The organism is Streptomyces sp. NPDC006602, from assembly GCF_042870385.1.
In the GTDB taxonomy this organism is placed as follows: domain Bacteria; phylum Actinomycetota; class Actinomycetes; order Streptomycetales; family Streptomycetaceae; genus Streptomyces.
This window is the reverse complement of record NZ_JBIAHG010000005.1, coordinates 136,470-162,102: the sequence shown is the minus strand read 5'-3', so window position 1 is coordinate 162,102 and position 25,633 is coordinate 136,470. Positions and strand designations below refer to the sequence as shown.

The 25,633-nt window shown below is 72.0% G+C and carries 23 protein-coding genes; 18 read left to right on the top strand and 5 right to left on the bottom strand.

Annotated features, from left to right (window positions below):
* Window positions 1-39 precede the first annotated feature (39 nt).
* From ACFYO2_RS15830 to ACFYO2_RS15820, 3 genes are all read left to right on the top strand, one after another.
* Complete coding sequence (locus tag ACFYO2_RS15830; RefSeq protein WP_388348894.1) at window positions 40-384, top strand: hypothetical protein; 345 nt, start codon at window positions 40-42, stop codon at window positions 382-384.
* 4 nt (window positions 385-388) lie between these two features.
* Entirely contained in the window at window positions 389-3,130 is a 2,742-nt protein-coding gene (locus ACFYO2_RS15825) for a substrate-binding domain-containing protein (protein WP_388348892.1), read from the top strand.
* A gap of 134 nt (window positions 3,131-3,264) precedes the next feature.
* A complete protein-coding gene (locus ACFYO2_RS15820; protein WP_388349598.1) occupies window positions 3,265-4,650 on the top strand; it encodes an extracellular solute-binding protein in 1,386 nt (461 codons plus the stop codon).
* A gap of 49 nt (window positions 4,651-4,699) precedes the next feature.
* On the opposite strand, the gene ACFYO2_RS15815 is transcribed toward ACFYO2_RS15820, so the two are convergent.
* Window positions 4,700-5,227, bottom strand: a complete 528-nt coding sequence (locus ACFYO2_RS15815) for a hypothetical protein (protein WP_388348890.1) — start codon at window positions 5,225-5,227, stop codon at window positions 4,700-4,702.
* A 75-nt stretch (window positions 5,228-5,302) separates the two neighbouring features.
* Complete coding sequence (locus ACFYO2_RS15810) at window positions 5,303-5,791, bottom strand: MarR family winged helix-turn-helix transcriptional regulator (protein WP_388348888.1); 489 nt, start codon at window positions 5,789-5,791, stop codon at window positions 5,303-5,305.
* Window positions 5,792-5,897: 106 nt separating this feature from the next.
* Between ACFYO2_RS15810 and ACFYO2_RS15805 the strand changes: the two genes are divergently transcribed.
* From ACFYO2_RS15805 to ACFYO2_RS15765, 9 genes are all read left to right on the top strand, one after another.
* A complete protein-coding gene (locus ACFYO2_RS15805; protein WP_388348886.1) occupies window positions 5,898-6,554 on the top strand; it encodes a nitroreductase family protein in 657 nt (218 codons plus the stop codon).
* Window positions 6,555-6,640: 86 nt separating this feature from the next.
* Window positions 6,641-7,324 carry a phosphoribosylanthranilate isomerase gene (locus ACFYO2_RS15800; protein ID WP_388348884.1) on the top strand — a complete coding sequence of 228 codons (684 nt, stop codon included), beginning with the start codon at window positions 6,641-6,643 and terminating at the stop codon, window positions 7,322-7,324.
* Window positions 7,325-7,420: 96 nt separating this feature from the next.
* On the top strand, window positions 7,421-8,086 hold the full coding sequence (upp, locus tag ACFYO2_RS15795) for a uracil phosphoribosyltransferase (RefSeq protein ID WP_388348882.1): 666 nt from the start codon (window positions 7,421-7,423) through the stop codon (window positions 8,084-8,086).
* Window positions 8,083-9,009, top strand: coding sequence for an EamA family transporter (locus ACFYO2_RS15790; RefSeq protein WP_388348880.1), 927 nt, complete (start codon window positions 8,083-8,085; stop codon window positions 9,007-9,009). The genes upp and ACFYO2_RS15790 overlap by 4 nt, the downstream gene beginning before the upstream one ends.
* Window positions 9,010-9,113: 104 nt before the next feature.
* Window positions 9,114-12,962 carry an amino acid adenylation domain-containing protein gene (locus ACFYO2_RS15785; RefSeq protein WP_388348878.1) on the top strand — a complete coding sequence of 1,283 codons (3,849 nt, stop codon included), beginning with the start codon at window positions 9,114-9,116 and terminating at the stop codon, window positions 12,960-12,962.
* An 85-nt stretch (window positions 12,963-13,047) separates the two neighbouring features.
* Window positions 13,048-13,302: a tautomerase family protein gene (locus tag ACFYO2_RS15780; RefSeq protein ID WP_388348876.1), complete on the top strand. Its 255-nt coding sequence runs from the start codon at window positions 13,048-13,050 to the stop codon at window positions 13,300-13,302.
* Window positions 13,299-14,228 (top strand): pseudouridine-5'-phosphate glycosidase, encoded by a 930-nt coding sequence (locus tag ACFYO2_RS15775; protein WP_388348874.1) that lies wholly within the window; start codon window positions 13,299-13,301, stop codon window positions 14,226-14,228. Before ACFYO2_RS15780 ends, ACFYO2_RS15775 begins: the two co-directional genes overlap by 4 nt.
* 29 nt (window positions 14,229-14,257) lie before the next feature.
* The gene (locus ACFYO2_RS15770) at window positions 14,258-15,328 is read left to right on the top strand and encodes an alkene reductase (RefSeq protein ID WP_388348872.1); all 1,071 of its coding nucleotides are present in this window, start codon (window positions 14,258-14,260) and stop codon (window positions 15,326-15,328) included.
* On the top strand, window positions 15,325-16,296 hold the full coding sequence (locus ACFYO2_RS15765; protein WP_388348870.1) for a ribose-phosphate diphosphokinase: 972 nt from the start codon (window positions 15,325-15,327) through the stop codon (window positions 16,294-16,296). The genes ACFYO2_RS15770 and ACFYO2_RS15765 overlap by 4 nt, the downstream gene beginning before the upstream one ends.
* Window positions 16,297-16,307: 11 nt before the next feature.
* On the opposite strand, the gene ACFYO2_RS15760 is transcribed toward ACFYO2_RS15765, so the two are convergent.
* A complete protein-coding gene (locus tag ACFYO2_RS15760; RefSeq protein WP_388348868.1) occupies window positions 16,308-16,496 on the bottom strand; it encodes a hypothetical protein in 189 nt (62 codons plus the stop codon).
* Between the two features lie 191 nt (window positions 16,497-16,687).
* Here ACFYO2_RS15760 and ACFYO2_RS15755 point away from each other — a divergent pair, with 191 nt between their 5' ends.
* The 4 genes from ACFYO2_RS15755 (at window position 16,688) to ACFYO2_RS15740 (ending at window position 20,900) form a co-directional block, all read left to right on the top strand.
* Complete coding sequence (locus ACFYO2_RS15755) at window positions 16,688-18,037, top strand: tetratricopeptide repeat protein (RefSeq protein WP_388348866.1); 1,350 nt, start codon at window positions 16,688-16,690, stop codon at window positions 18,035-18,037.
* 96 nt (window positions 18,038-18,133) lie between these two features.
* A complete protein-coding gene (locus ACFYO2_RS15750; RefSeq protein WP_388348864.1) occupies window positions 18,134-19,138 on the top strand; it encodes a permease in 1,005 nt (334 codons plus the stop codon).
* Between the two features lie 2 nt (window positions 19,139-19,140).
* Window positions 19,141-19,902, top strand: coding sequence for a TIGR03943 family putative permease subunit (locus ACFYO2_RS15745; protein ID WP_388349597.1), 762 nt, complete (start codon window positions 19,141-19,143; stop codon window positions 19,900-19,902).
* A 116-nt stretch (window positions 19,903-20,018) separates the two neighbouring features.
* The gene (locus ACFYO2_RS15740) at window positions 20,019-20,900 is read left to right on the top strand and encodes a GAF and ANTAR domain-containing protein (protein WP_388348863.1); all 882 of its coding nucleotides are present in this window, start codon (window positions 20,019-20,021) and stop codon (window positions 20,898-20,900) included.
* 129 nt (window positions 20,901-21,029) lie between these two features.
* Here the strand turns inward: ACFYO2_RS15740 and ACFYO2_RS15735 are convergent, their stop codons facing one another.
* Window positions 21,030-21,803 carry a hypothetical protein gene (locus ACFYO2_RS15735; protein ID WP_388348861.1) on the bottom strand — a complete coding sequence of 258 codons (774 nt, stop codon included), beginning with the start codon at window positions 21,801-21,803 and terminating at the stop codon, window positions 21,030-21,032.
* A gap of 407 nt (window positions 21,804-22,210) precedes the next feature.
* Here ACFYO2_RS15735 and thrS point away from each other — a divergent pair, with 407 nt between their 5' ends.
* Window positions 22,211-23,476: a threonine--tRNA ligase gene (gene thrS / locus ACFYO2_RS15730; protein ID WP_388348859.1), complete on the top strand. Its 1,266-nt coding sequence runs from the start codon at window positions 22,211-22,213 to the stop codon at window positions 23,474-23,476.
* Between the two features lie 47 nt (window positions 23,477-23,523).
* Window positions 23,524-24,486 (top strand): nucleoside hydrolase, encoded by a 963-nt coding sequence (locus ACFYO2_RS15725; RefSeq protein ID WP_388348857.1) that lies wholly within the window; start codon window positions 23,524-23,526, stop codon window positions 24,484-24,486.
* Window positions 24,487-24,502: 16 nt separating this feature from the next.
* Here the strand turns inward: ACFYO2_RS15725 and ACFYO2_RS15720 are convergent, their stop codons facing one another.
* Window positions 24,503-25,624 carry a HoxN/HupN/NixA family nickel/cobalt transporter gene (locus ACFYO2_RS15720; RefSeq protein WP_388348855.1) on the bottom strand — a complete coding sequence of 374 codons (1,122 nt, stop codon included), beginning with the start codon at window positions 25,622-25,624 and terminating at the stop codon, window positions 24,503-24,505.
* Window positions 25,625-25,633: the final 9 nt, after the last annotated feature.

Sequence of the window (25,633 nt, the reverse complement as noted above, 5' to 3'; positions counted from 1 at the left end):
TTGGTGACATGATGGTGAGTTATGGCTGAGGGGGATGGAGTGGCCAACCAAGGCATACGCGTTCGGCTGGACGGGACCGCGAGCGAGAGCGACGTCGGCGCTCTGCGCAAATGGCTGGAACGGGAGAAACCGCTCGACGAGCTGGTGCGGGCCGGCCGGCTGCAGATCCACGAGCGGCGCCGCGACGACGAGCCCGGCGCCCCGATGGGCGTCGGCATGGACATCGTCGTCGCGCTGGTCGGGGCAGGCGCCGCCACCGTCTTCAAGGAGCTGCTGGGGCAGGTCAAGCAGTCCGTGGAAGCGTGGCGGGTCAACCGCAGCGAGGTCGAGGACGGCGATCCGCCCGAGGGTCGCGTCGACACCGTGGACCTCGACGACAGGTAGGCCGGTGACCCGCTTCGACCCGCGTGGGCGGGTGAACCGGGCGCTGCTGGTGGGGGTCTCCGAGTACGACCTCACGGAGCCGCCGCACGGCGTGCCCGGCGACCTCCCCGCCGTCAAGCACAACCTGAACCGGCTCCGGGACGCGCTTTTGCGGGGCCGGGTCTTCGGCGAGCACGAGATCACCGTGGCCCGCTCGCCGTCCCTCGACGACTTCGACCACGCCCTGCGCAGGACCGCCGGGGAGGTCGAGGGGCTGCTGCTCCTGTACTTCACGGGGCACGGTGCCATCCCGAGCGCGGGCGACGAGCTGTTCCTGCAGATGCGCAACGCGAGCGTGGTCGCGGGCGGGCACGCCGTCTTCCCCGGCGCGGAGATGTTCACCACCGCCCTGACCGTGCTCGCCGCCGGTCCGGCCGAGCGGATCGTGGTCGTCCTCGACTGCTGCTTCGCGGGCAACGCCGCGTGGATCTGGGAGACCTTCCGCGACAAGCGGCGCGTGCTGCTGCTGATGAGCGTGCAGGCCAACCATCGCACCGACGCGGGGAACGGTGCGGCGCCGACGCCGTTCACCGGGGAGCTCGTACAACTACTTGAGCAGGACGAGGAGTTGAGCTTCCAGGAGCTTGCGGACCGGCTGCGGGACCGGATGGCGGCGGCGGGGCACAAGACGGTGCGCGGGGAGCCGTGGGAACCGCAGAGCAGAACGGAGCCGGGTGAGGACGTCCTGCTGTCCGCTCGGTCGCCTCTGTCGGTCCGGTGGGCGATGGGCGGGGCGGGACCGTGGCCCTCCGGCGAGCATCGGGGTGCATCCGGACAGCCCGGACAGCCCGGAGAGCGGAGGGGCGCGCTTGGGCGGCCCGGGGAGCGGCGGGGTTCGGGTGGGCCGTCCGGCCAGCGTCGGCGTCCGTCTGCCGTCCGTACGGCCGCTGCCGTCCTCCTCCCCCTCCGCGCTCTCCTGCGCTCCGGCGCCACCGCCCTCACCGACGCCTACCGCCGCGCGCGCCGCACGGACCGTCGCCCCGGCCGCCCCGCCGACCGCCCCACCGGACGCTCCGCCGCCCGCGTCGTCCTCGTCCTCGCTCTCGTCCTCGCCGGCCTGGGCATCGGCTCCTACGGCATCGTCAGCGTCACCGGCGGCCACGCCTCCTGCGGGCCGCCGCTCGAACTGCGCGTTCTGACCGACCCCGACCTCGAACCGACGGTGAGCGCGGCGGCGGCGGCCTACCTGAAGTCGGACGAAAACACCACCGGCGACGGCTGCCGGCGCAGTGGCATCACGGTCTACAGCGCCGGTTCCGCCGACGCGGTCACCGCGCTCGGCGGGCAGTCGGACGCCTGGCAGGAGCCCCGGGACGAGCACACCAACCCGCAGCGGGACGTCGGCCCGCAGCCGGACATCTGGATCCCCGCCACCCCCGCCGAGGCCGCCCGGGTCGCGGACGCCCAGGACACGGACGCCGTGGCCCGCCTGGACCCCGACGAGGAGCCGCTCGTGTACTCCCCGGTCGTGCTCGCCGTACCGAAGAACCTCGCCGCCGGGTTCCTGGGCGAACTGGCCGGCCCCTCGCTGAGCCGAATGATCACCGCCCTGCGCGAACGTGACGCGGATGCCCGAGTGCGCCGTCCCGACCCGGAGTTCGCGGCGTCGGCGCTGCTCGCCACGATCGGCCTGTACGGCACCGGGGCCGACCCGGGCGGTGCGGAACAGAGGGTCGCCCAGCCGGGACCGCCCTCGCCCACGGCCGCCGACCTGCTGTGCACGCTGCCCGACGACGACACCGTGGACAACCGCACCGCCGCCCTCGTCCCCGAGTTCCTGCTGCGCAGCGGCGTCGGCTGCGACCGGGCGACCCGGACGCCTCGGGTCGCCCACTACCCCGGCGACGTACCCGGGCTGGAGCCCACGTTCGTGCGGGTCCGCTGGCAGGACGCCGACCGGGACGAGGCGGCGCGGGACGCGGCGGCCGAGGACTTCCGGCAGTGGCTCAGCACTGAGGACGGGCGGGCCGCGTTCGCCCGGGACGGCTTCCGTTCGGCGAGCGGCAAGCGTCCCCTGCTGGACGCCGAGGGCCAGGTCCCCGCCGGGACGCTGTGGGAGCCCTCGCCGCTCAAGGAGACCGCCGGACGGGACGAGATGGAGACGGCACTCACCGACTACCGCGCCGCGCACGGCCCCGGCCGCGTCCTGTTCCTGCTGGACGGCTCGGGCTCGATGGCCTCGCTCTGGGAAGGTCCCAGCGGCGGGCCCGGCCTGCTCAAGCAGTCCCTGGGCGGGCTCGGGAGCAGGGACGAGTACGGTGTGTGGATGATGTCGGGGACGTCCGGCGACGAGCGCCCGTACGAGACCCTGCTCCCCTTCGGCCGCCACCCCCGCAAGGACGCCGAACGCGCCGTCGACTCGGCCCGCGTGCGGGACGCCGAGGCCGACCCGCACGCGACCCTGCTCGCCGCGCTGGACGACCTCGCCGCCCGCGGCCCGGCCGAACGCCCCCGTCTCCTGGTCCACATCACCGACGGCGAGGACGACAACCGGCTCACCGGCACGAATCTCGACGACGTGTTGGCCCGCGCGCGGGCAACCAGGGTGCCGGTGGCCATGGTGTCCCTGGCGACCGGCGGCTGCGACCCCGGCAGACCGGCCGCCCGCATCTCCACCGCGAGCGGCGGCCGCTGCCTGGACGCCGGCGAGAACCTCGGGGCGGGTCTGACCGACGAGGTCGCGCGCGCGGGGACGGGGGAGGACTGATGGCCGGGCGCGGGGTGGGGGTGCGGGCGGGACGCCGCCGCACCGCACGACTGCTGGGCCGCGGCAGCGTCGCGCGGCCGACGGCCCGGCGCGGCACGGGACAGCGGGCGGGACGCCGCCGCACCGGACACCCGATGGCCGGCCGCGGCACCTGGGCGCGCCTCGCGGCCCTCCTGACCGTGCTCCTGGTCACGGCCGTGACGGCGTGCACCGGCGGCCGCGCCGGGGAACCCGCGACGCCCGCCGCCGACGTGCCCGGTGACATCGTCGTCGCCAGCGGGAGGGACGTCACCGGCAAGAACGGTATCCGGCAGCAGCTCATCGACGCCTGGAACCGGCAGCAGGAGAAGGCCGGCACCGGCTACCGCGCCCGCCTGGTCGAACTGCCGGGCAGCGCCGACGAGCAGCGCAGCCAGCTCCTCGGCGCCCTCCAGTCCGGCAGCGCAACCTACGACGTCGTCAACCTCGACGTCACCTGGGTACCGGAGTTCGCCGCCGCCGGCCTCGTGCGTCGCCTGCCCGACGCCGTGCTGGACAGTGACGTCATCAAGTCGGTGGCGGGCACGGCCCGTTGGGACGGCAAGGTGTACGCGGTGCCGTTCAACAGCGACGTCGGCCTCCTCTACTACCGCCGCGACCACCTGCGCGCGGCGGGCATCCAGCGGACCGACCTGAGCACGGGCGTCGACCGGGCGCGGCTCCAGGAGATCATCCAGTCGCTGGAGAACCAACCGCCCAAGGGCTACGAGCAGGGCTGGACCACCCAGCTCGCCCCCTACGAGGGCCGCACGGTCAACGCGGTGGAGGCGTTCGCGTCCGCGACGCCGGACCTCCCCCTCACCGACGCCGAGGGCCACTACGTCGCCACCGTCGAGCAGTTGACGGAGGGCATCGCCGAACTCCGTCAGCGCACCGGTCCGCTGTACACCCTCCAGGACGCCGTCCACTCCGACGAGGACGCCTCCCTCGCCGACTTCGCCGCCGGTCGCACCGCCTTCCTGCGCCACTGGCCCTACGCCTACCGCACGCTGCACCAGACCTTCACCGACGAACAGCTCGGCGTGGCCCCGCTGCCCGGCCGGGCGGTGCTCGGCGGCCAGAACCTCGCGGTGACCGCCGCGTCCCAGCGGGCGGGCAAGGCGGCCGAGCTGATCGGTTTCCTCACCGGCGAGGAGAGCGAACGCTGCCTGCTGGACGCGGGGTTCGCGGCGACGCGGGCATCGGCGTACGGCAGCGCCACGGTGAAGTGCCCCCTTGCCGCCGGAAGCCCTTCGCCCTCCCCCACCGGCGAGCGCGCCGACCGCATGCCGCGCGACGATGCCGGCCGCCCCGCCTACGCCCGCCGCATCCTCCTCCCGGCGCTCCGGGCCGCCGTCCAGCGCCCCCGCACCCCGCTGTACGGCGCGTTCACGCAGACGTTCACCGCCCAGCTCGGAGCCCTCTTCGGCGCCCGTCCGCCGACCGACGCGCAGCTCGCGCAAGGCCTGGACGAGGCGCTGCGCAAGGCGCTGCCGGACTAGACACCGGCCGGCGGCCGCCGGAAGCGTCCACACCGGGGGTGTCGGACCGTCAGGTGCCGAGGTCCTCGATGATCGCGTTCACCTGGCGGCCCATCGAGGGGGCCCACCGCGCAGGCAGCGGCGCCAGTCGGTCGACCGCCGCGCCCAGCCACTCCGGGTCACCGAGGCGGCGCAGCGCCTTCGCGTCGGACATCTTCTTGAACAGGTCTGCAACGACGGTGACGTGGGCGGCCGTGTAGAGGCGTTCGTGGTGGGTGTAGTTCACCGACCAGCCCTCGTACGGATGGCGAAGGAGCCCACTCACGGAACAGCCGCTGCGGCCGGCCCCCATGTGACTGCCCCCGAGCCCGTCAAGGACACCCGCGGTACGGGTGGCCTGCCACGCCCAATGGGTGGCTCGCACCCCCACACTCACGAACTTGCCCCACGGGACGACGGCCAGGGGTTCTGGCACTCCGCGCTTGTGGTGCTCCAGTCCTCCGGCCGTGAGCACCACGCAAGAGCCGTCCTTGCGCTTCGGATCCCCGATGACCCACCGGTCCCCAACCAGCTCCAACGGCCCCAGATGCCGCACCATGATCCCCCCTAAGCCCCTTCGGTCCATTCGGTACACCGACGGCAACGCAACAAGCGGCGGTGCCGCCGGCGGTGCTCAGCGCGTATCTCCCAGTGAGACGAGCAACGTACGCAACAGCCCGTTGAACTGCTCGCTGTCCTCCACCCCCAGCCCCGACAGCAGCTTGCGCTGGTTGCTCACATGGCCCTCGACCACCTCGTCGACCCGGGCGACGCCCTCTTCCGTGAGGGCGATGTGAAGGCTGCGGCGGTCGCCGGGTACGGCCTCGCGGGTGACGAGGCCCTGGGCGACGAGACGGTCCACGCGGTTGGTCAGGGCGGCGGAGCCGATCATGACGCCGGCGGCCAGCTCCTTCGCGGTGAGCGGCCTGTTGCTCCGGCGCAGGGTGGCGAGTACGTCGAACTCCCAGGTCTCCATGCCGTGTTCGGCGAAGTAGTCCTTGAGGCCGGCGCCGACGAGCCGTGAGAGCCGCATGATGCGCCCGACGGTACCCATGGCGTCGAGGTCAAGGTCCGTGCGCAGGACGGCCCATTGGTCGAGGAAATCGTCGACGGAGTCGCGCATGACGGTCACCTCCCCTTCATTGATTCGATGTCAAACCGTTTGACTAAGTTCTAGCGTACTGCTTAGCTTCTCGATGTCAGATAGTTCGACGTCGAAAGGCTGGATCGTGACGACCGCCGAGGCAGATCATTCCACCGTGGCGCGGGTCATCCGCACGCGCCGCAGTGTCCGCCACTACCGGCCGGACCCGGTCCCCGCCCCGCTGCTGCGCGAGCTGACCGACCTGGCCCTGGAAGCGCCGTCCAGCTTCAACCTCCAGGCTCGCTCGATCGTGGTCGTGGCGGGCGAGGAGGGGCGTCAGGCCCTCACCCGGGCCACCGGAGGCCAGCCGCATCCCCAGGAAGCGCCGGTCATGCTGGTGTTCGTCGCCGAGTCCGCCGCCTGGTGCGAGGACCGCGGGGACATCTGGGAGACGGCCCTGGAGGGTGGTGCCTGGTCCGGCAGGTTCGCCGCCGCCTCGCCCGACGACGCCCGTGCCTTCTACGAGGACCCGAGCCGGCGTGGCCTCGAGCGCGAGTACGCGGTCAAGGACGCCATGATCGCCGCCTCGTTCCTGATGATCGCCGCGCAGGCGGCCGGCCTCGCCACCAGCCCGATGAACGGCTGGGACGAGGAGGACGTCAAGAAGGCCATCGGCGTCGACGGACGCGACGACGTGCACATCGCCCTGCTCATGCCACTGGGCTACCCGGCCGAGACCCGGCTCCACCCGGGCCGCCGGGACCGTGCGCTGACCTGCTTCAGCGAGTCGTACGGCCGCTGAGGCGCTCCGCGAGAACACGTTCGCCATTCAATCAAGCACGTCGAACAACTTCACCAGCAGGTTCTTTCAACGGGGGGATGGTCTTCATGACCACTGTGAACAAGCTCGTCCAGGTCGCCGGCATCATCGACGCCGCCGAAGCCGACATGGTCATCGGGGAGGGCGCGGACTGGATCGGTTTCGCCCTGCGGCTGCCGTCCGGCAAGGACGACATTCCCGAGCAGGACGCCGCCGTCATCATCAAGGGCCTCGAAGCCCCGCACGCCGGCGTCCTCATCAGCTACCTCACCGACGCCGAGGAGGTCAGCGAGTTCTGCCGCGAGCTCGGTGTCGTGGCCGTACAGCTGCACGGTGACGTGGCGACGGAGGAACTGCGCCGACTCAAGGAGATCCGTCCGGAGCTGTTCGTCCTGAAGTCCCTGGTGGTCAAGGAGGACAACGCCGACGAGCTGCTGAAGCTGGTCGACGAGACGCACCCGTACGTCGACATGTACATCACCGACACGTTCGACCCGAAGACCGGCGCCAAGGGCGCCACCGGCCTCACCCACGACTGGAGCGTGTCGGCCGAGCTGGTCCGCCGCTCCCCGAAGCCGCTGATGATGGCGGGCGGCCTGAACCCGGAGAACGTCGGCGACGCGATCCGCACGGTCCGCCCCGCCGCCGTGGACGCCCACACCGGCCTGGAGGGCCCCGACGGACGCAAGGACCGGGTCAAGGTCGCGAAGTTCGTCACCGAGGCGCGCCGCGCCTTCGACGAGATCGCCTGACCGCCGGCCCGCGGCAGGGGCGGCCGGTCCGGGGACAGCCCGGCCGCCCCGCTGCCTCGTCCGCTCCACACCCCGGCTGACCGAGGAGATCCCGTCGTGACCACCGGCCACAACGTCCACCCCCTTCCGCAGACCGACCAGCTCCGCGCGATGCACACGATCATCCGCGACCGGGACTGCGCCCGCCAGGACTTCGTCTTCTACTCCCGCCGCATCATCCGCCTCCTGCTGGAGACCGGAATGGACCTGCTCCCCTTCACCAAGAAGGAGGTCACCACTCCGGTCGGCACCACCTACCACGGCCTGGAGTTCGCCGCCGAGCTGTGCGGCGTGTCCGTGATCCGGGCCGGCGAGGCCATGGAGGGCGAGCTGCGCGACCTGCTGCCCGGCGTCCGGATCGGCAAGATCCTGATCCAGCGCGACAAGCAGACCAAGCAGCCCCACCTCTACTACCGGCACCTGCCCGCCGACATCGCCGAGCGGCACGTACTGCTGCTCGAGCCGATGCTGGCCACCGCGGGATCCGCGCTCGCCGCCGTCGACGTCCTGCTGGAGGCGGGGGTGCGCGAGGAACGCATCATCATGATCAATTTTCTGTCGTCGCCCGAGGGCCTGCGTCGCGTCGCCACCGAGCGGCCGCGCGTGCGGATCGTCACCAGTGCCATCGAGGACCGGATGAACGAGAACGCGTTCATGGTTCCGGGCATCGGCGACTTCGGCGACCGGTTCTTCGGCACCACCGACTCCGGAGCCCGGACATGACCGGCCAACGCCTCGCGACCACCTCCGCGATCACCGCCCTCGCCCCCGCCGTATGGGGCTCCACCTACCTGGTGACCACCGAGTTCCTGCCGCCCGACCGGCCCCTGCTGGCCTCGACCGTACGGGCGCTGCCGGCCGGCCTGATCCTGCTGGCCGCCACCCGGGTCCTGCCGAAGGGCGGCTGGTGGTGGCGGGCGATCGTGCTCGGTGTCCTCAACATCGGCGCGTTCTTCTACTTCCTGTTCCTGGCCGCCTACCACCTTCCAGGTGGCGTGGCCGCCCTTGTCATGTCGGTCCAGCCGATGATCGTGCTGCTGATGGGTGCGGTGCTGCTGGGGGACCGCATCAAGCCCGTGCACGTGGCCTCCTGCCTGATCGCCGCGGCCGGCGTCGCCCTGCTCGTCCTTCAGCCGCACGCGGGCCTGGACGGCATCGGCGTGGTGGCCGGTCTGCTGGGCGCGCTGTCCATGGCCGCCGGCATCGTGCTGACCAAGCGGTGGGGCCGCCCCGAGGGCGTCACGCTGCTGACGTTCACCGGCTGGCAGCTCACCGTGGGCGGCCTGTTCCTGCTGCCGATCACGCTGGCCGGCGAACCGCTGCCGGACCATGTGACCTGGGGCAACGTCGGCGGCTTCGCCTACCTCGGCATCATCGGCGCCCTCGTCGCCTATGTCCTGTGGTTCCGCGGCCTGTCCCGGCTGCCCGCGCTGGCGGCCTCGTTCCTGTCGTTCGCCTCGCCGCTGTGCGCGACGATCCTCGGCTACCTCTTCCTCGACCAGTCGCTGCGCCCGCTGCAACTCCTCGGCGCCGCGGCCGTCGTGGGAGCCGTCGTCCTCGCCCAGCCACGCGGAAAGAAGCCCGCGTCACCGGCGGCGGCCGAGGGCCCGACCCGTAGCCGGGTCGCGGACGACGCCCGCGTCTGAAACATCGTACGCACGCGGCCGTACGTACACACGGCCGTACCTGCGTGAGCATCCGCATGTCACCGCCCTGAACAGGGCGTACTTTTCCGGGGGGAAACACCGTCATGAGCACCCGTGCGCCGATACCCGGCGTGTCCCACATGGGCGTCTCGCTGCCCGATCTCCTTGCCCACCAGGCCCGCCTGCGGTACGACGACATCGCCGTCACCCTGCCGCAGGCCTCCGGGGAGAGCGGTCACCTCACCTTCGGCGGGCTGGACGCGGCCGCCCGCCGGCTCGGCACCCATCTGGTCCGGCTCGGCGTCGAACCGGACAGTTGCGTCGGCCTGTTCACCGAGCCGTCCGCCGAGCTGATGACCGGCGTGTGGGGCATCCTCACCGCCGGCGCCGCCTATCTGCCGCTGTCCCCGGACTATCCGGAGGACCGGCTGAGATTCATGGTCGAGGACTCCGGAGCCCGGGTCGTCGTCACCCAGGACCACCTGCGCGAGCGCGCCCTGCGCCTGGTTCCGGAGGGCACCACCGTCGTCACCGCCTCCGACGTCCCCGACCTGCCACCCGTTCCGCTGCCGCAGAACCGCGGCCACCACCTCGCGTACGTCATCTACACCTCGGGCAGCACCGGCCGGCCCAAGGGCGTGATGATCGAGCAGCGCAGCATCGTGTCCCAGATGCAGTGGCTGGCCAACTTCGGTCACCTGGGCCCCGAGGTGTCGATCCTGCAGAAGACGCCGATGAGCTTCGATGCGGCCCAGTGGGAGATCCTGGCGCCGGTCACCGGCGCCAGGGTCGTGATGGGCGCACCCGGCATCTTCCGGGACCCCGAGGCGATCGTCAGGACGATCTGCGAGCACCGGGTGACCGCCCTGCAGGCGGTGCCGACCCTGCTCCAGGCCCTCGTCGACACCGAACAGCTCGGCGCCTGCTCCTCGTTGACGCGGGTCTTCTCCGGCGGCGAGGCCCTGACCCGCACCCTCGCCAAGGACCTGTTCGCGGCGCTGCCCGGGGTGTCGGTGGTCAACCTGTACGGGCCGACCGAGACGACGATCAACGCCACCTCGCACTGGATCGACCCCGACACCCTGGGCGAGGCGCCCTCCGGGATCGTGCCGATCGGCACCCCGGCCGACAACGTCACCTGCTACATCCTCGACGAGAACCGCCAGCCGGTGGACATCGGCGAGAGCGGTGAGCTCTTCCTCGGCGGCGCCCAGGTCGCACGCGGCTACATCGGCCTGCCCGAGCAGACGGCGGCGCGGTTCGTCACCTCGCCGTTCAACCCGACGGAGCGGCTGTACCGTACGGGCGACCTGTGCCAGTGGAACCCGGACGGCACGATCCAGTTCATGGGCCGTACCGACAACCAGGTCAAGCTGCGCGGCTACCGCGTCGAGCTGGAGGAGGTGGCCTCGCGGATCGAGGAGCACCAGTGGGTACGGCGGGCCGCGGCCGTCGTCACCGACGATCCTCGCACCGGGAGCAAGGCCCTGGTCGCCGCGGTGGAGTTGAACGAGCGCACCGCCGCCGTCATGGACCAGGGCCGCGGCGACGCCGCCCACCACCAGTCCAAGGCGTCCAAGCTCCAGGTCAGGGCCCAGCTGTCCAACCCGGGCCTGCGCGAACCGGAGGAGCTCGCGGGCCGCGAAACGGTCGAGCTGCCCGGCCGGGAGGCCTCCGCGGCCCAGCGGCGGGAGGCGTTCGCCCGCAAGACGTACCGCTTCTACGACGGCGGCCCGGTCACCGCCACCGACGTCCTCGGCCTGCTCTCACCGTCCCCGGTGTCGTCGTACGCCCGGCCCGTCGGCGACCTGTCGGTGCCCGCACTGGGCGAGATCCTGCGCTGGTTCGGTCCGTTCCGCAGCGAGGAGCGGCTGCTGCCGAAGTACGCCTACGCCTCCCCGGGCGCCCTGTACGCCACGCAGATGTACCTGGAGGCGAGCGGGCTGCCCGGGCTGGCGGCGGGCCTGTACTACCACCACCCGGTCGACCACACCCTCGTCCGCCTCGGGGAGGTGTCCGACGGCTTCCCCGCGCACGGCCTGCGGGTCCACTTCCTGGGCAAGCGGCGGGCGATCGAGCCTGTGTACAAGAACAACATCGCCGAGGTGCTGGAGTTCGAGGCCGGCCACATGGTCGGTGTGTTCGAGGAGGTCCTGCCCGCCCACGGCCTGACCATCGAGCCGTACGGCTTCGAACCGTCGGTCAAGGACCGGCTCGACGTGGCCGACGAGGACCTGTACCTGGGCACCTTCGCCGTCACCCGGAACGACGGGCGCGTCCGGCCGGAGCAGGTGGACCTGTACGTGCAGGCCCACGACGAGCGCGTACAAGGGCTGGCCGCCGGTCTGTATCGGTACCGGGGCGGGGAGTTGGAGCCAATGGGCTCCGACGTCGTCGAGAAGCGGCACGTCATCGCGATCAACCAGGGCGTGTACGAGCGGGCCGCGTTCGGCGTCAGCGCGGTGGCCCGCACCGACGCCGACTGGCTGCACTACGTCGTCCTCGGCACCACGCTGCACCATCTCCAGCGGCGGCCCGGCATCGGCCTCATGTCCTCCGGCTACTCCTCCAGGTCCGGCCATCCGCTGCCCGCCTCGCGCCGCCTGGACGACCTGCTGGCCGCGGCCGGCGAACCGGCCGCGCCCGCCTCGTACTTCTTCGTCGGCGGCCGGATCAGCGACGAGCAGGCCGCGCACGAAGGCATGGACGAGGACGCGGTGCACACCAAGGGCCCGGCGGAGATGGTCCGCGACGACCTCACGCGGTTCTTGCCGGACTACATGATCCCCGCCCGGGTGCTGGTGGTGAACGAGCTGCCGCTGACCGCCAACGGCAAGATCGACCCCAAGGCCGCCGCCCGGCTGCCGGAGATCGCGCAGGCCCGTACGTCGGCCGAGTACGTGGAACCCGAGACCGCCACCGAGCGCTGGCTGGCCGGCGAGTGGGGCCGCACGCTGAAGTACGAGGACGTCTCCACCCAGGACGAGTTCTTCGCCTCCGGCGGCAACTCTCTGCACGCGGTGGCCCTGGTCAACCGGATCAACCGGGAATTCGGCGTCACCCTGCCGCTCCAGATCGTCTTCGAGTCCCCGAAGCTGGCCGACCTCGCCGCCCGCGTCGACGAGGGCGCGCCGGGCCGTGTCTCCCGCCTCGTTCCGCTGCACGGCGGCGGATCCGGTGACCGCCCGGTGTTCTGCTGGCCGGGCCTCGGCGGCTACCCGATGAACCTGCGCCTGCTCGGCCGCGAGGCCGCCCCCGGCCGCGCCTTCTACGGCGTCCAGGCGCACGGCATCAACCCGGGCGAGCTGCCGTACGGCACGATCCGCGAGATGGCGATGGCCGACGTGGCCGAGATCCGGCGCACGCAGCCCTCCGGGCCGTACACGCTGTGGGGCTACTCGTTCGGCGCGCGGGTGGCGTTCGAAGCGGCCTGGCAGTTGGAGCAGTTCGGCGAGAAGGTCGAGCGGCTGCTGCTGATCTGCCCCGGCAACCCGCGGGTGCGCACCGAGGACGGCCGTCAGTGGGGGCGCGAGGCCTCGTACGCCAACCCCGCCTATGTGACCATCCTGTTCTCCGTGTTCACGGGCACGATCCACGGGCCGGAGCTCCAGGAGTGCCTCGCCCGGGCGGTCGACGAGGACTCCTTCGTCGGGTATGTGGCCGGTTTGCTGCCCCAGCTCGGTGCGGAAACGATCCGCCGGATCACCCGGATCGTCACGGAGACCTACGAGTTCGAGTACAGCTTCCGCGAACTGCGTGAGCGCCGCATCGAGGCGCCCGTCACGATCTTCAAGGCGCGGGGCGACGACTACTCCTTCGTGGAGGACAGCTCCGGCTACTCCGCCGCACCGCCGGGGATCGTCGAGCTGGAGGGCGACCACTACGCCGTGCTGAAGGAGCACGGCGTCGGTGAACTCGTCGCTGCCATCCACGATGTGACGCATCGTCAGTAACCGTCACGTCCGCACACTCCTCGCCCCCGTGCACATCCCCCGCCACGGGGGCGAGGTCCCCGGAACCCCGGAAGGGAGCCGTGCGATGCCGCACGTCAGCATCAGGCACTGGCCGCGCACCTTCACCGACGCCGAGAAGGCGGACCTGGTGGCGGCCCTGACCGAGACGATCACGAAGGGCTTCGGCTGCGAGCCGGGCGCGGTGTCGATCGCCGTGGAGGCGGTGGAGCGGTCCCGCTGGGTCGCCGAGGTGCACGTACCCGAACTCGAGAAGCGCGCCCACCTGTTGTGGAAGCAGCCGAACTACTCCGAGCCCGTCCCGACCGAAGGAAGGTCATGAGCACGATCCCTCTCGTCTTCACCGAAGAGGTCCGCGAGGCCCTGCACGAGGGCCGTCCGGTCGTCGCGCTGGAGTCCAACGTCATCACGCACGGCCTGAAGTACCCGCACAACGCCGAGACCGCCCACCGGGTGGAGGCCGCCGTCCGCAAGGGCGGCTCGGTGCCGGCGACGATCTGTGTCGAGGACGGCGCCATCCGGGTCGGCATGACCGAGCGGGACATCGAGCGGTTCGCGTCCGAGACCGGCATTCCCAAGGTGTCCAGCCGGGACCTGCCGATCGTGCTGGCCGGCGGCGGCCAGGGCGCGACCACCGTCGCCTCCTCGCTGGTGGCGGCCGAGCTCGCCGGGATCCCGTTCTTCTCCTCCGCGGGGCTGGGCGGGGTGCACCGGGGCGCCGAGACCACCATGGACGTCTCCTCGGACCTGATCCAGCTGACCCGCTCGAAGGTCGCGGTTGTCTGCGCCGGGGCGAAGATGATCCTCGACCTGAAGCTGACCATGGAGTACCTGGAGACGCAGTGCGTCCCGGTCGTCTCCCACGGCTCCGACGACTTCCCCGCGTTCTACTGCGCCTCCAGCGGCGTGAAGTCCCCGCACCGTATCGACGACGAGGACCTGATCGCGAAGTCCGTCGCCCTGCACTGGGCCGCCGGCCACCCCGGCTCCTTCGTCATCACCACCCCGCCCCACGCCGAGGACGCCGTCGACGCCGCCGAGGCGGAGGCCGCGATCGCCGACGCGCTCGCACAGGCGGAGCGGGACGGCGTCACCGGCCAGGGCCTCACCAAGTACCTGATGCACGCGGTCGACCGGGCCACCGGCGGCCGTACCGCACAGGCCAACATGGCCGTCCTGATCTCCACCGCCGAGGTGGGCGGCCGGATGGCCGCCGCGTACGCCCGGCACCTTGCCGACCGTTCCTGACCATTCCTCATCCCCAGGGAGAAACCCGCATGACCTCGCTGTTCGACTCCGTGACCTTCGGCAAGATCCCGCTGGCCAAACGGCTGGTGATGGCGCCGATGACCCGCAACCGGGCCAAGCCGTGCGGCGGCGCCACCGAGCTGATGGCCGAGTACTACGCCCAGCGCGCCTCCGCCGGCCTCATCATCACCGAGGGCGTGCAGCCCTCCCAGGTCGGCCAGGGCTTCCTCAACACGCCCGGCCTGCACCACCCCGAGCAGGTCGCGTCCTGGCGCGCGGTCACCGACGCCGTGCACGCCGAGGGCGGCCGGATCGTGGTCCAGCTGATGCACGCCGGCCGGATCGGTCACCCGTCGCTCTACGACAGCGCCCACACCTCCGTCGCGCCCTCGCCCGTCGCCGCGGCCGGCCAGTGCTTCACCCCGGGCGGCATGCAGGACTACCCGGTGCCGCACGAGCTGACCGTCGACGAAATCGCCGAGACGGTGCGGGACTTCGCGACGGCCGCCCGTAACGCCGTCGAGGCCGGCTTCGACGGGGTGGAGATCCACGCGGGCAACGGCTTCCTGCTGCACCAGTTCCTCGCCGAGAACACCAACCACCGCACCGACGCCTACGGCGGCTCGCTCGCGCACCGCATCCGCTTCGCCGTCGAGGTCACCGAGGCCGTCGTCGCCGCGATCGGCAACGAGCGCACCAGCATGCGCGTCTCGCCCGGCAACACCTACAACGACATCGCCGAGGGCGACACCGAGGGCCTCTACGCGGCCCTCGTCCCGGCCCTGCCGGAACTCGCGTTCCTGGAGGTGTGCGAGATCGTGACCCGCCCGGTGACCCGGGCCGTGCGCGACCTGTGGCGGGGCAATCTGGTGCTGAACCCGCACGCCGCTCCCGACTCCTTCCCGGCCACGGCCAAGTCCGCGCAGGAGGTGCTGGACGAGGGCCTGGCGGACGCCGTGTCGCTGGGCGCGCTGTTCCTCGCCAACCCCGACCTCCCCGCCCGCATCGCGGCCGGCGGCCCCTTCAACGAGGCCGACGAGTCGGCGTTCTACGGCGGCGACCACCGCGGCTACACCGACTACCCCGTCCTCGCTCAGTGAGGGCCGACCGCACCAACGAGCGCACCCTGCTCCTCTTCGCCGGCCGTGCCCACCCGGAGCTGGCCGGGAAGGTCGCCGCGGAGCTGGGCGCGCGCCTGGTGCCCACGCAGGCCCGGGACTTCGCCAACGGGGAGATCTACGTCCGTTACGAGGAGTCGGTGCGGGGCGCGGACTGCTTCGTCATCCAGTCCCACACCGCGCCCATCAACACGTGGATCATGGAACAGCTCATCATGATCGACGCGTTGAAGCGGGCCTCCGCCCGCAGCATCACCGTCGTCGCCCCGTTCTACGGCTACTCGCGCCAGGACAAGAAGCACAAGGGCCGCGAGCCGATCTCGGCGCGGCTGCTCGCGGACCTGCTGGCGTCCGCGGGCGCGGACCGGATCATCACCGTCGACCTGCACACCGACCAGATCGCGGGGTTCTTCGACGGTCCGATGGACCATCTGTTCGCGCTGCCGACGCTCGCCGACCACATCGCCGCGGGGAGCGACCATCAGCGGCTGACGGTGGTGTCGCCGGACGCGGGCCGGGTGCGGGTCGCGGACCGGTGGTGCGACCGGCTGGGCACCCCGCTGGCGATCGTCCACAAGAAGCGGGACAAGGACGTGGCCCACCAGGTCAGCGTGCACGAGGTGGTGGGTGAGGTCGAGGGCCGGGTGTGCGTGCTGGTCGACGACATGGTCGACACTGCGGGCACGATCTGCGCGGCGGCCGACGCGCTGTACGACAGCGGCGCCGAGGACGTGATCGTGGCGGCCACGCACGGCATCCTGTCCGGCCCGGCGGTGGACCGGCTGAAGAACTCGCGGGTCAGCCGCTTCGTGTTCACCGACACCCTGCCGACGGCCGCCGCGACGGGCCTGGCCAAGGTGGAGGTGCTGTCCATCGCCCCCGTGATCGCTTACGCGATCCGGGAGATCTTCGAGAACGGCTCGGTGACGAGCCTGCTCGACGACCTGTGAGCGACGACCTGTCAGCCGGGTTGTGTCCAGCGGCCGACGGGGGCCGCGGAGTCCGTGAGCTGTGTGGCGTGCCGCGCGGGCCGGGGCTCCGTCGCCCTCGCCGGGCCCGCGTTCGCCGCGAGTACCAGGGCGGCGATCGCCACGACGGCGGCGACGATGCCCCTGGCGTAACGCTCGGTGGCGCTGGTGCGATCAAGCACGACAACCTCGCAGCGGCGACAGGACCAGCAACAACAGGAACTCGAACGGCAACACGAACAACCACACCGACAACCGCGCCGACAACGGCAACGAAAACAAACAGAAGCAGCGGCGTATTAAGCATGGTTAATACGCCGTTTAACCTAGGGGCTGGCGGACTCGAACGGCAAGAGGACCAGGGGAGTTGGGCATGTCGGAGCGCGACGACCCGGTGACCATCGGACGCAGGGTGCAGCAACTGCGCATCGGCCGCGGGCTGACCCAGAGACAGGTGGCCGAACCGGCGTACACGCCCGCCTACATATCCACCTTGGAGGCCGGCCGCGTCCGCCCCTCCGACGACGCGCTCAGGCATCTCGCCGAGCGGCTCGGCGTCGGCTTCGAGGAGCTGGCGACCGGGCGTCCGGCCCGTCTGGTGACCGAGCTGCGGCTGCGACTGACCGATGCCCAGCGCACGTTGGCGACCGGCGCCGCCGAGGCCGCGGCCGAGGAGTTCGCGGCGGTCCTCGCCCAGGCGGAGGCGCACGGGCTGGTGGGTGAGCAGGCCGACGCCCTGCTCGGACTCGGCGAGTCCGGCATCGACACCGGCGACCTGGCGGCCGCCCGGCTGTACTTCGAGCGGGCCGAGGAGGCGCTCGCCCGTGCGGGCGCCCCCCTGCCCGCCCGCGTCCCGGCGATCCGGGGCCGAGCCGTCTCCCACTACCTGGGCGGTGAACTCCGGTATGCGGTCTACCTGGTGGAGTCCACCCTCGACGAGCTCAACCGCGGCGGCCTGCACGACCCCGATGCGCTGGTCCTCCTCTACGCCGGCGTCATCGGCCCGTACATGGACATGGGCGCCCACGCCCGCGCCGCCCAGGCCGCCGAACTCGCCCTCGCCCTGGCACCCCAGGTCGGCGACCCGGCCCTGGTGGCCCGGATGCACCGTTCGGTCGCCCGCACCCTGCTCGCCGAGGGCCGTATCGCCGAGGCCGACGCCTCGCTCGCCAAGGCGGCCGAGCTGTACCGGCAACTCCAGCTCCGTACCGAACTCGCCAACTGCCACTGGATGCGCGGCTACGTGTACGCGCAGAACGGCGAACTGAAGCGCGCCGAGGCCGAGTTGCGGGAGGCCCTCGCGATGCTCTCGGCCAAGCGGGCAGCCCTCTACTCCAGCCAGGTCGCCGTCGAGCTGGCCGACGTACTGCACCGGCGCGGCAAGTCCGAGGAGGCCGCCGCCCTGCTGCACGGCGTGCTCAGCGACTTCACCGCCGAACGCGGCGCCCTGCATTCCGCCGCCGCCCACCGCCTCCTCGGCATCATCGCCGAGGACGCCCGGGACACCGAGGCCGCCGAGGAGCACTACGTACGCGCCCTGAGCCTGCTGGAGCGGGCGGGCGCGGTCGGTGACCTGGCCGACCTGTGCCGGCTGCTGGGCGACCTGCTGCGCCGCGGCGGCCGGGTGGAGGCCGCGCTGGACGCCTACCGGACGGGGCTCGGACACCGTACGGCCCCGGGCACCACCACCCTCGGGCCCGCGCCCGCACAGCCTCCTCTGTGACGAAACCGGGGCGGCGCACAGCGGTCCCGGATACCGTGCGCGGAGACAGCGGTACGGCCGATACAGCCGAGACAGACGCACTACCGGGACAGGCACGTGGAGAACCAACCGACGGCGGGCGACAGCCTGCGCCTCGCCGTGCGCGCACTCGTGTACGCGGTCCTCGGCGGGGCGGCGCTGCTCGCCATCGCGACGGTCCTCTCCGTCCTCGGGCCGATGCTCGCGCTCGACCTGTACACCCCGGCCGTCGCCGCCTGGTGGACCGTCTTCACGGCGGTCGCCGTCCAGGGCGTGCCGTTCCTGCTGCTCGGTACGGTCGTCTCGGCGGCGATCGGAGCCTTCGTACCGGAGAAGGTGTTCAAGCGGCTCCTGCCGCGCAACCAGGCCCTCGCCGTCCCGGTCGCGGGAGCCGCGGGGGTCGTGCTGCCCGGCTGCGAGTGCGCGTCCGTGCCGGTGGCCGGGAGCCTGATGAGCCGGGGCGTGGCCCCGGCGGCCGCCCTCGCCTTTCTCCTCTCCGCGCCCGCGATCAACCCGGTGGTGCTGGTGGCGACGTCCATCGCCTTCCCCCGGCAGCCCGAGATGGTGCTCGGCCGGCTGGTCGCCTCACTGGGGACGGCGGTGGTGATGGGCTGGCTGTGGGCCCGGTTCGGGCGGGAGGAGTGGATACGGCTGCCCAAGCGGCGCGCACCGGCCGGCGGGGGCGGTCTGCGGGCCTTCGGCGCCGGGCTCCAACACGACTTCCTGCACGCCGGCGGCTTCCTCGTCCTCGGCGCGGCGGCCGCGGCGACCTTCAACATCGCCGTCCCGCGCTCCGTACTCGACGTCTTCACCGGCTCCGCGTGGCTGTCGGTGCTGCTGCTGGCCGTCCTGGCGGTCGTCCTGTGCGTGTGCAGTGAGGCCGACGCGTTCGTCGCCGCCTCGCTCAGCGGCTTCTCACCCACCGCCCGGCTGGCGTTCATGGTCGTCGGCCCGATGGTCGACCTGAAGCTGATCGCGTTGCAGACGGGGACCTTCGGGCGCGCCTTCGCCGTACGGTTCTCGGCCGCGACCTGGGTGGTGGCCCTGGCGAGCAGCGTGCTGGTGGGATGGTGGCTGCTGTGAGCGTGCGACGGTACGGCTCCCCCCTCCTCCTCGTCCTCATGGGCGCGGCGATCCTGCGGATCTCGCTGCTCAGCGAGCTGTATCTGCGGTATGTGCAGGCGGCACTGCGGCCGTATCTGGTCGTGTCGGGTGTGCTGCTGGTCCTGCTGGGGGTGGCGATGGCGGCAGTACGGCGGTTCGCGCCCGCCGACGACGAGCCCGGGGAGCACGACGAGCACAGGGAGCACGCGGAGCACGGAGATCAAGGGGAGCACGGCCACGACCATCACCACGGCCCCCGCATCGCCTGGCTCCTCACCCTCCCCGCCCTCGCCCTGCTGCTGTTCCCGCCGCCCGCGCTCGGCTCGTACAGCGCCGGGCGCGAGGCCGCCCAGCGGGCGTCGCAGGGGGTCGGGACCTTCCCGGCGCTCGCCTCCGGGGACCCGGTGGAGCTGACCCTCGCCGAGTTCAGCTCCCGGGCGATCTACGACAGCGGGCGGTCGCTGAACGGCCGTACGGTCCGCATGACCGGCTTCGTCACCCACGGCGACGACGGCACCTGGTACGTCACGCGGCTCTACGTCACCTGCTGCGCCGCCGACGCGACGGCCGGCAAGGTCGAGGTGCGTGGGGACGACGCCCCGCCGGTCGACACCTGGATCACCGTCACCGGCACCTGGCTGCCCAGGGGGGAGCTGGGCAGCGACGCGGCCTGGCCGGCGGTGCTCGACGCCACGTCGGTGAAGCGGGTGAGGCAGCCGGCGGATCCCTACGAGCAGCGGTAGCCGAGGGAACGCCGGAGGGGACGCCGGGTGGGTTTCGCCCTTCGGCCCATGGGTAGTCGGGCGTCGCCCCCGAGCGGGTCCTTTACGACGGTGGGCGCTCTGTGACGAAGGAGGCGGTGGCCGTGCGTCCCAGGGACGGCCCGGACGGCGCCCACGGTGACGAGCCCGGCCGGTACGGAACGGAAGGCGGCGACCGCGGTCGCCCCCGGTCCTCTCCGCAGCCCGGATACTCCGAGCCTCCAGGCGCGTCGGAACGCCACGCCGAGCGTGAACTGGCCCAGGACCGCATGCGTGACGTCGACATGATCGCGGAGGGCGTGCGGGACGCCGAGCCCAAGGACATCCCGCGGCGGCTGTGCGGCGTGGCGGTCGAGCTGCTGCCGGTGGCCGACGCGAGTGTGGCGCTGCACAGCGAAGGCATGCCGGTACGGCTGAGCGCGAGCAGTGAGCGGGCCGCCCGCTTGTCGGAGATCCAGGCCACCCTGGGCGACGGGCCCTGCCTGTACGCCGCCCGTGTAGGCGTCCCCGTGCTCGCCTGCGACCTCACGACCGGGCGGGACGCCGGACGCTGGCCGGTCCTCGCCCAGCAGGCCACGGCCGCCGGGGTGCGGGCGATCTACTCGATCCCGCTGGGCAACGAGGCCGTGTGCGTGGGCACCCTCGACCTCTACCGCGACACCCCCGGCGAGCTCACGCCCCGCGACCTGCGTACCGCGCTGCTCGTGGCGGGCGTGATGACGGTCGCCCTGATGGAGCTGCCCCGAGGGGACGAGAACGGGGGCCCGGGCCCGGAACCGTGGCTCGGCGGCCTGGCCAAGGAGGGGGACGAGGTCTACCAGGCCATCGGCATGATCATGGCCCAGCTCGGCGTCGACGCCGACGATGCACTGGCCCGGCTGCGCGCCCACGCCTTCGCACAGAGCCGTACGGCGCTGGAACTGTCGCGTGACGTGATCGCACACCGGACGAGGTTCGACCGGGACGGCGACGAGGACTGAACCGGCGTGGCGCCGACCGGACCGGCGTGGCGCCGACCGGACCGGCGTGGCGCCGACCGGACCGGCGTGGCGCCGACCGGACCGGCGTGGCGCCGACGGCGTCGAGCAGGCCGTGCTGGTCCTCGGCACTCAGACCTCCACCCGTCCCTTCCTGCGGACCTCCGTCAGGCGCTGCGCCCCGAGCTGTACGACCGCCTGCGCGACCTCGGGCGCCACCTCGCCGAAGCCGCCGTGGGTGAGGCCGATCGCGTCGTCGCCGACGCGGACGACGGCGACGTCCAAGGTGAACGCGGCGGGCTCGCCGTCGGCCGTCTCTCCCCACACGAGGACCCGCAGGCCCTGCCGGGCGTCCCCCACCTCCGGCAGCGCGGCCTTGCCGACCTCGACGTCGTGCAGGTCGCCCCGGGCGGTCTTCACCGTGAACCGCGCGCACTTCTTCGGCAGCTTCTTCAGCCAGGCCAGCGTGCGGTCCACGTCCGCCGCCGGGTGCGCGACGACCTGCTGGCGCAACTGGGTCTCGTTCCAGTCGTCGTCGAGCCCGACCACCGCGCGGGGGCGGGCGTCCGCGCCGAACAACTCCTCTGAGTAGAGGGTGTCGAACAGACGCTGGCAGTCCCGTTTCTTCGTGGTCGCCTTGAGTACCGCGTCGTGCCAGGTCGCGGCGCCCTGCGTGGGCGTCCACGGCTCTCCCAGGTCGACCTCCGTGAGCAGCGTGGCCTGCGCCTGGGCCTGGGTGAGGTCGGGGGTGGCGGCCGGGCTCTTCGGGTGCGGGGTGGGTGTGGTGGCGGCGAGGTCGGGTTTCTCGGCGGTGGGCGGGGTGGTGAGGGCGGAGCAGGCGGTGGCGGTCAGGAGGGCGCACAGCGTGAGCGCGGCGGCGAGAGTGCGGGCCGGGGGTGGGGTCATCGAGGTCTCTCCTGAGGGCTGCCAAGATCGAGTACGCCCTCTTACGGCACCACCGGGAGTGACGGTCCACCAGTGAGCCGGGCCGTACGGGTGAGGGGATCGGTGCTGAGGGGAGGGGTGGGGTGCGCAACCCGGCGCTGACGGGGCGCCGCCCGCGCCCACCCATGCCGCCCCGGCGGTACGACTGCCCGCGGCTTGCGAGGTTGCGAAAATCGATCGCCCCGTTCCTCGGCCCCTTGTTACCGTCCCTCCATGCAGCGCGCCCACGTAGTGCCCGTGTTTCTCACGACGACGCCGGAGAGGGTCCCGGCGCGCTGACAGTTGACTCAGTCGAAAGCCCCGGGGCGAGTGCCCCGGGGCTTTGCCGTGTGGGGGCTCGTCTCCGGTCACCGTGAGGAGAGCCCGCCATGAACGCCATGAACGCCATGACCGCCAAGAACGCCATGAACGGCGCGCACGATCACCGTCGGCTCGGCCGTGAGCTGGGCCTGTTCGACACCGATCCGCTGATGGGCGCGGGGCTGCCGTACTGGCTGCCCGACGGGGCCGTCGTACGGCACACCCTGGAGGAGTACGTCCGGGAGGCCGAGCGCGCCGCCGGATACCGGCACGTGTACTCGCCGGTGCTCGGCAAGCGGGAGCTGTACGAGATCTCGGGGCACTGGTCCCACTACAGCGAGGACATGTTCCCGCCGATGGAGCTGGGCGCGGAGGAGGTCGTACTGCGGCCGAGCCTGTGTCCGCATCACGCGCTGATCTACCGCTCCCGCTCCCACAGCTACCGTGAACTACCTCTGCGCCTGGCCGAGTTGGGCGGAATGTACCGCTCCGAGCTGTCCGGGGTGCTGGGCGGTCTGACCAGGGTCCGGGCCATCCAGCTCAACGACGCGCACATCTTCTGCACCCTGGAGCAGGCCGTGGACGAGGCCCGGGACGCCCTCGAGCTCATTGGCCGCGCGTACGCCGATCTCGGCATCCGGGCCGCCCGGTACCGGCTCTCCCTCCCCGGCGAGGGCGGCAAGTACGTCGCCGACCCGGACCTGTGGCGGCGGGCCACCGCACTGCTGCGGGAGGTCCTCGACGAGTCGGGGATCCCCTACGAGGCGGCCGAGGGCGAGGCCGCCTTCTACGGGCCCAAGATCGACGTCCAGATCGCCGATCCGGCCGGCCGCGAGTCCACCCTCTCCACCGTCCAGATCGACTTCCACCAGCCCGAACGCTTCAACCTGCACTACATCGGCGCCGACGGGGCGAAACACCGGCCGGTCATGGTGCACCGCAGCATCATCGGCAGCGTGGAACGGGCGGTCGCGCATCTCCTCGAGCAGCATGGCGGCGCGTTCCCGGCGTGGCTCGCGCCCGTACAACTCGTGGTACTGCCGGTGGCGGACGCGCAGGAGGAGCGGGCCCACGAGGTCGTACGGCAGGCGGTCGCGCGCGGACTTCGGGCGGAAGTCCGCGGCCCCGGCGACGGCACCCTCGCCGCCCGGATCCGGGCGGCGCGACTCGTGCCGTACCAGGCGGTGATCGGGGAGCGGGAGGCCGAGGGCGACCTGGCGGCCGTACGACTGCGGGACGGGAGCCGTCCGGGAGCGGTGCCGGTCGGGGAGCTGCTGGACCGGATCGCGGCCAGGGTCGGTGATCGCGGGACCGAACTGTGGGCGGCTGCGTAAGGTCGCTGGCGTAACCCGTCGTAGCCCGTAGAGAGAGGAACCCCGCCGTGACCGGTCAGCCCATCCCGGTGATCATCGACTGCGACACGGGTGTCGACGACGCCCTGGCCCTGCTGTTCGCCGTACGGCATCCCGCGCTCGACGTACGGGCGGTGACCTGCGTGGCCGGGAACACCGACGTGGACGGCGTCGTACGCAACACCCTGACCGTGCTGGAGCAGGCCGGGGCCGGTGACATCCCGGTCGCGCGGGGCGCGGAGCGCCCGCTGATCGAGCCGGTGCGGACGGCACGGCACGTGCACGGCGAGGACGGCATGGGCGACCTCGGGCTGCCCGCTCCGACCCGTCGGCCGGTCGACGTGGACGCGGTGACGCTGCTGCGCCGCGAGATCCTCGCCTCGCCGACGCCGGTCACCCTCATCCCCACCGCGCCGCTGACGAACATCGCGCTGCTGCTGCGCACCCACCCCGAGGTGGTGCGCAACATCGAGCGGATCGTGTTCATGGGCGGCGCGGTGGCGACCGGGAACGCCACGCCGGTCGCGGAGTTCAACGTGTGGCACGACCCGGAGGCGGCCGCGATCCTGCTCACCGCAGGGGTGCCGATCACCATGTACGGCCTGGACGTCTTCAAGCAGGTCCTCGTCCCGGCCGGGGACGTCCAGCGACTGCGCGCCAGCGCGGAACCCCGCCTCCGGCTGGCCGGCGAACTCCTCGCCCACCGCGACCCGGCCACCTCCGGCGACCCCACCCCCACGGGCGGCCTCGGCGACGCGGGCGCCATCTGCGCGGTCGTCGACCCGGGGGGCATCACCACCGAACGCCTCCCGCTCGAGGTGAGCCTGGCCCCGGGCCCCACCCGCGGCCAGACGATCGCCGACCGCCGCCCCCGCCCCGGCGAGTCCGAGATCCACGAGGGCACCCGCGAACAGCCGCTGGTGGACGTGGCGTTGGGCGTGGACGTGGAGCGCTACGTGAAGCTGTGGCTGACGACGGTGGAGGGCGTCTGACGACGGTGGAGGGTGTCTAGCGCGTCTCCGCCGCCGGCCGTACCGCCCACCGCTGTTCGACCTTGGCGAGTCGCCAGTAGCCGATGGCGGCGGCCCACACCACCATGAACAGGCCGACGATGACGTAGCCGACGCTGTCGAGGTTGATGTCGGCGATCCAGGTGGTGACCGTGTCGCTCAGGTCGAGCTTCTCGTGCAGGACGCCGACGAGTTCGATGGTGCCGATGAAGAAGGCGACGGCGATGGACAGGCCGGTGATGGTGAGGTTGTAGAAGACCTTGCGGACCGGGTTGGAGAACGCCCACTGGTAGGCGAAGTTCATGAACGTGCCGTCGAGCGTGTCGAACAGGCTCATGCCGGCGGCGAAGAGGAGGGGCAGGGAGAGGATCGCGTACCAGGGCAGACCGGCCGCCGCTCCCGAGCCCGCCATCACCATCAGGGTGACCTCGGTGGCGGTGTCGAAGCCGAGGCCGAAGAGGAAGCCGAGCGGGTACATCTGGCCCGGGCGGCTGATGGACTTGGTGAGACGGCCGAGGATCCGGTTCATGAACCCGCGGGAGTCCAGGTGCTGTTCGAGTTCCTGCTCGTCGTACGCGCCCGCCCGCATCGCCTTGAACACCTTCAGGATGCCGAGCAGGGCGACCAGGTTGAGGGCGGCGATGAGGTAGAGGAAGGTGCCGGAGATCGTCGTACCGAGGAAGCCGAGCACCTGGTGGGTGCTGGAGCCCTCGTTCATGACCTTTCCGGCGAGCTGGGTGCCGCCCGCGATCAGCAGGGCGAGGAGAACGACCACGCTGGAGTGGCCGAGCGCGAACCAGAAGCCCACCGACACCGGGCGCTTGCCGTCGGCCATCAGCTTGCGGGTGGTGTTGTCGATCGCGGCGATGTGGTCGGCGTCGAAGGCGTGCCGCATGCCGAGGGTGTAGGCGGTGATGCCGAGGCCGATGCCGAAGGCCTTGTTGCCGACCTCGTAGTGCCCGGGGGCGACGAGGAGGAACAGGATTCCGAAGGCGACGACGTGCAGTGCGGCGACGACCGCCATCAGTCCGGCGGTCTTGAGGGTGTCCTCCCGGCGCCACTTGAAGGACGTCGGGGCGGGGACCGACGCAGACTTCCGGGCAGGGTTGGGCAGGGTCATCCGGTCACG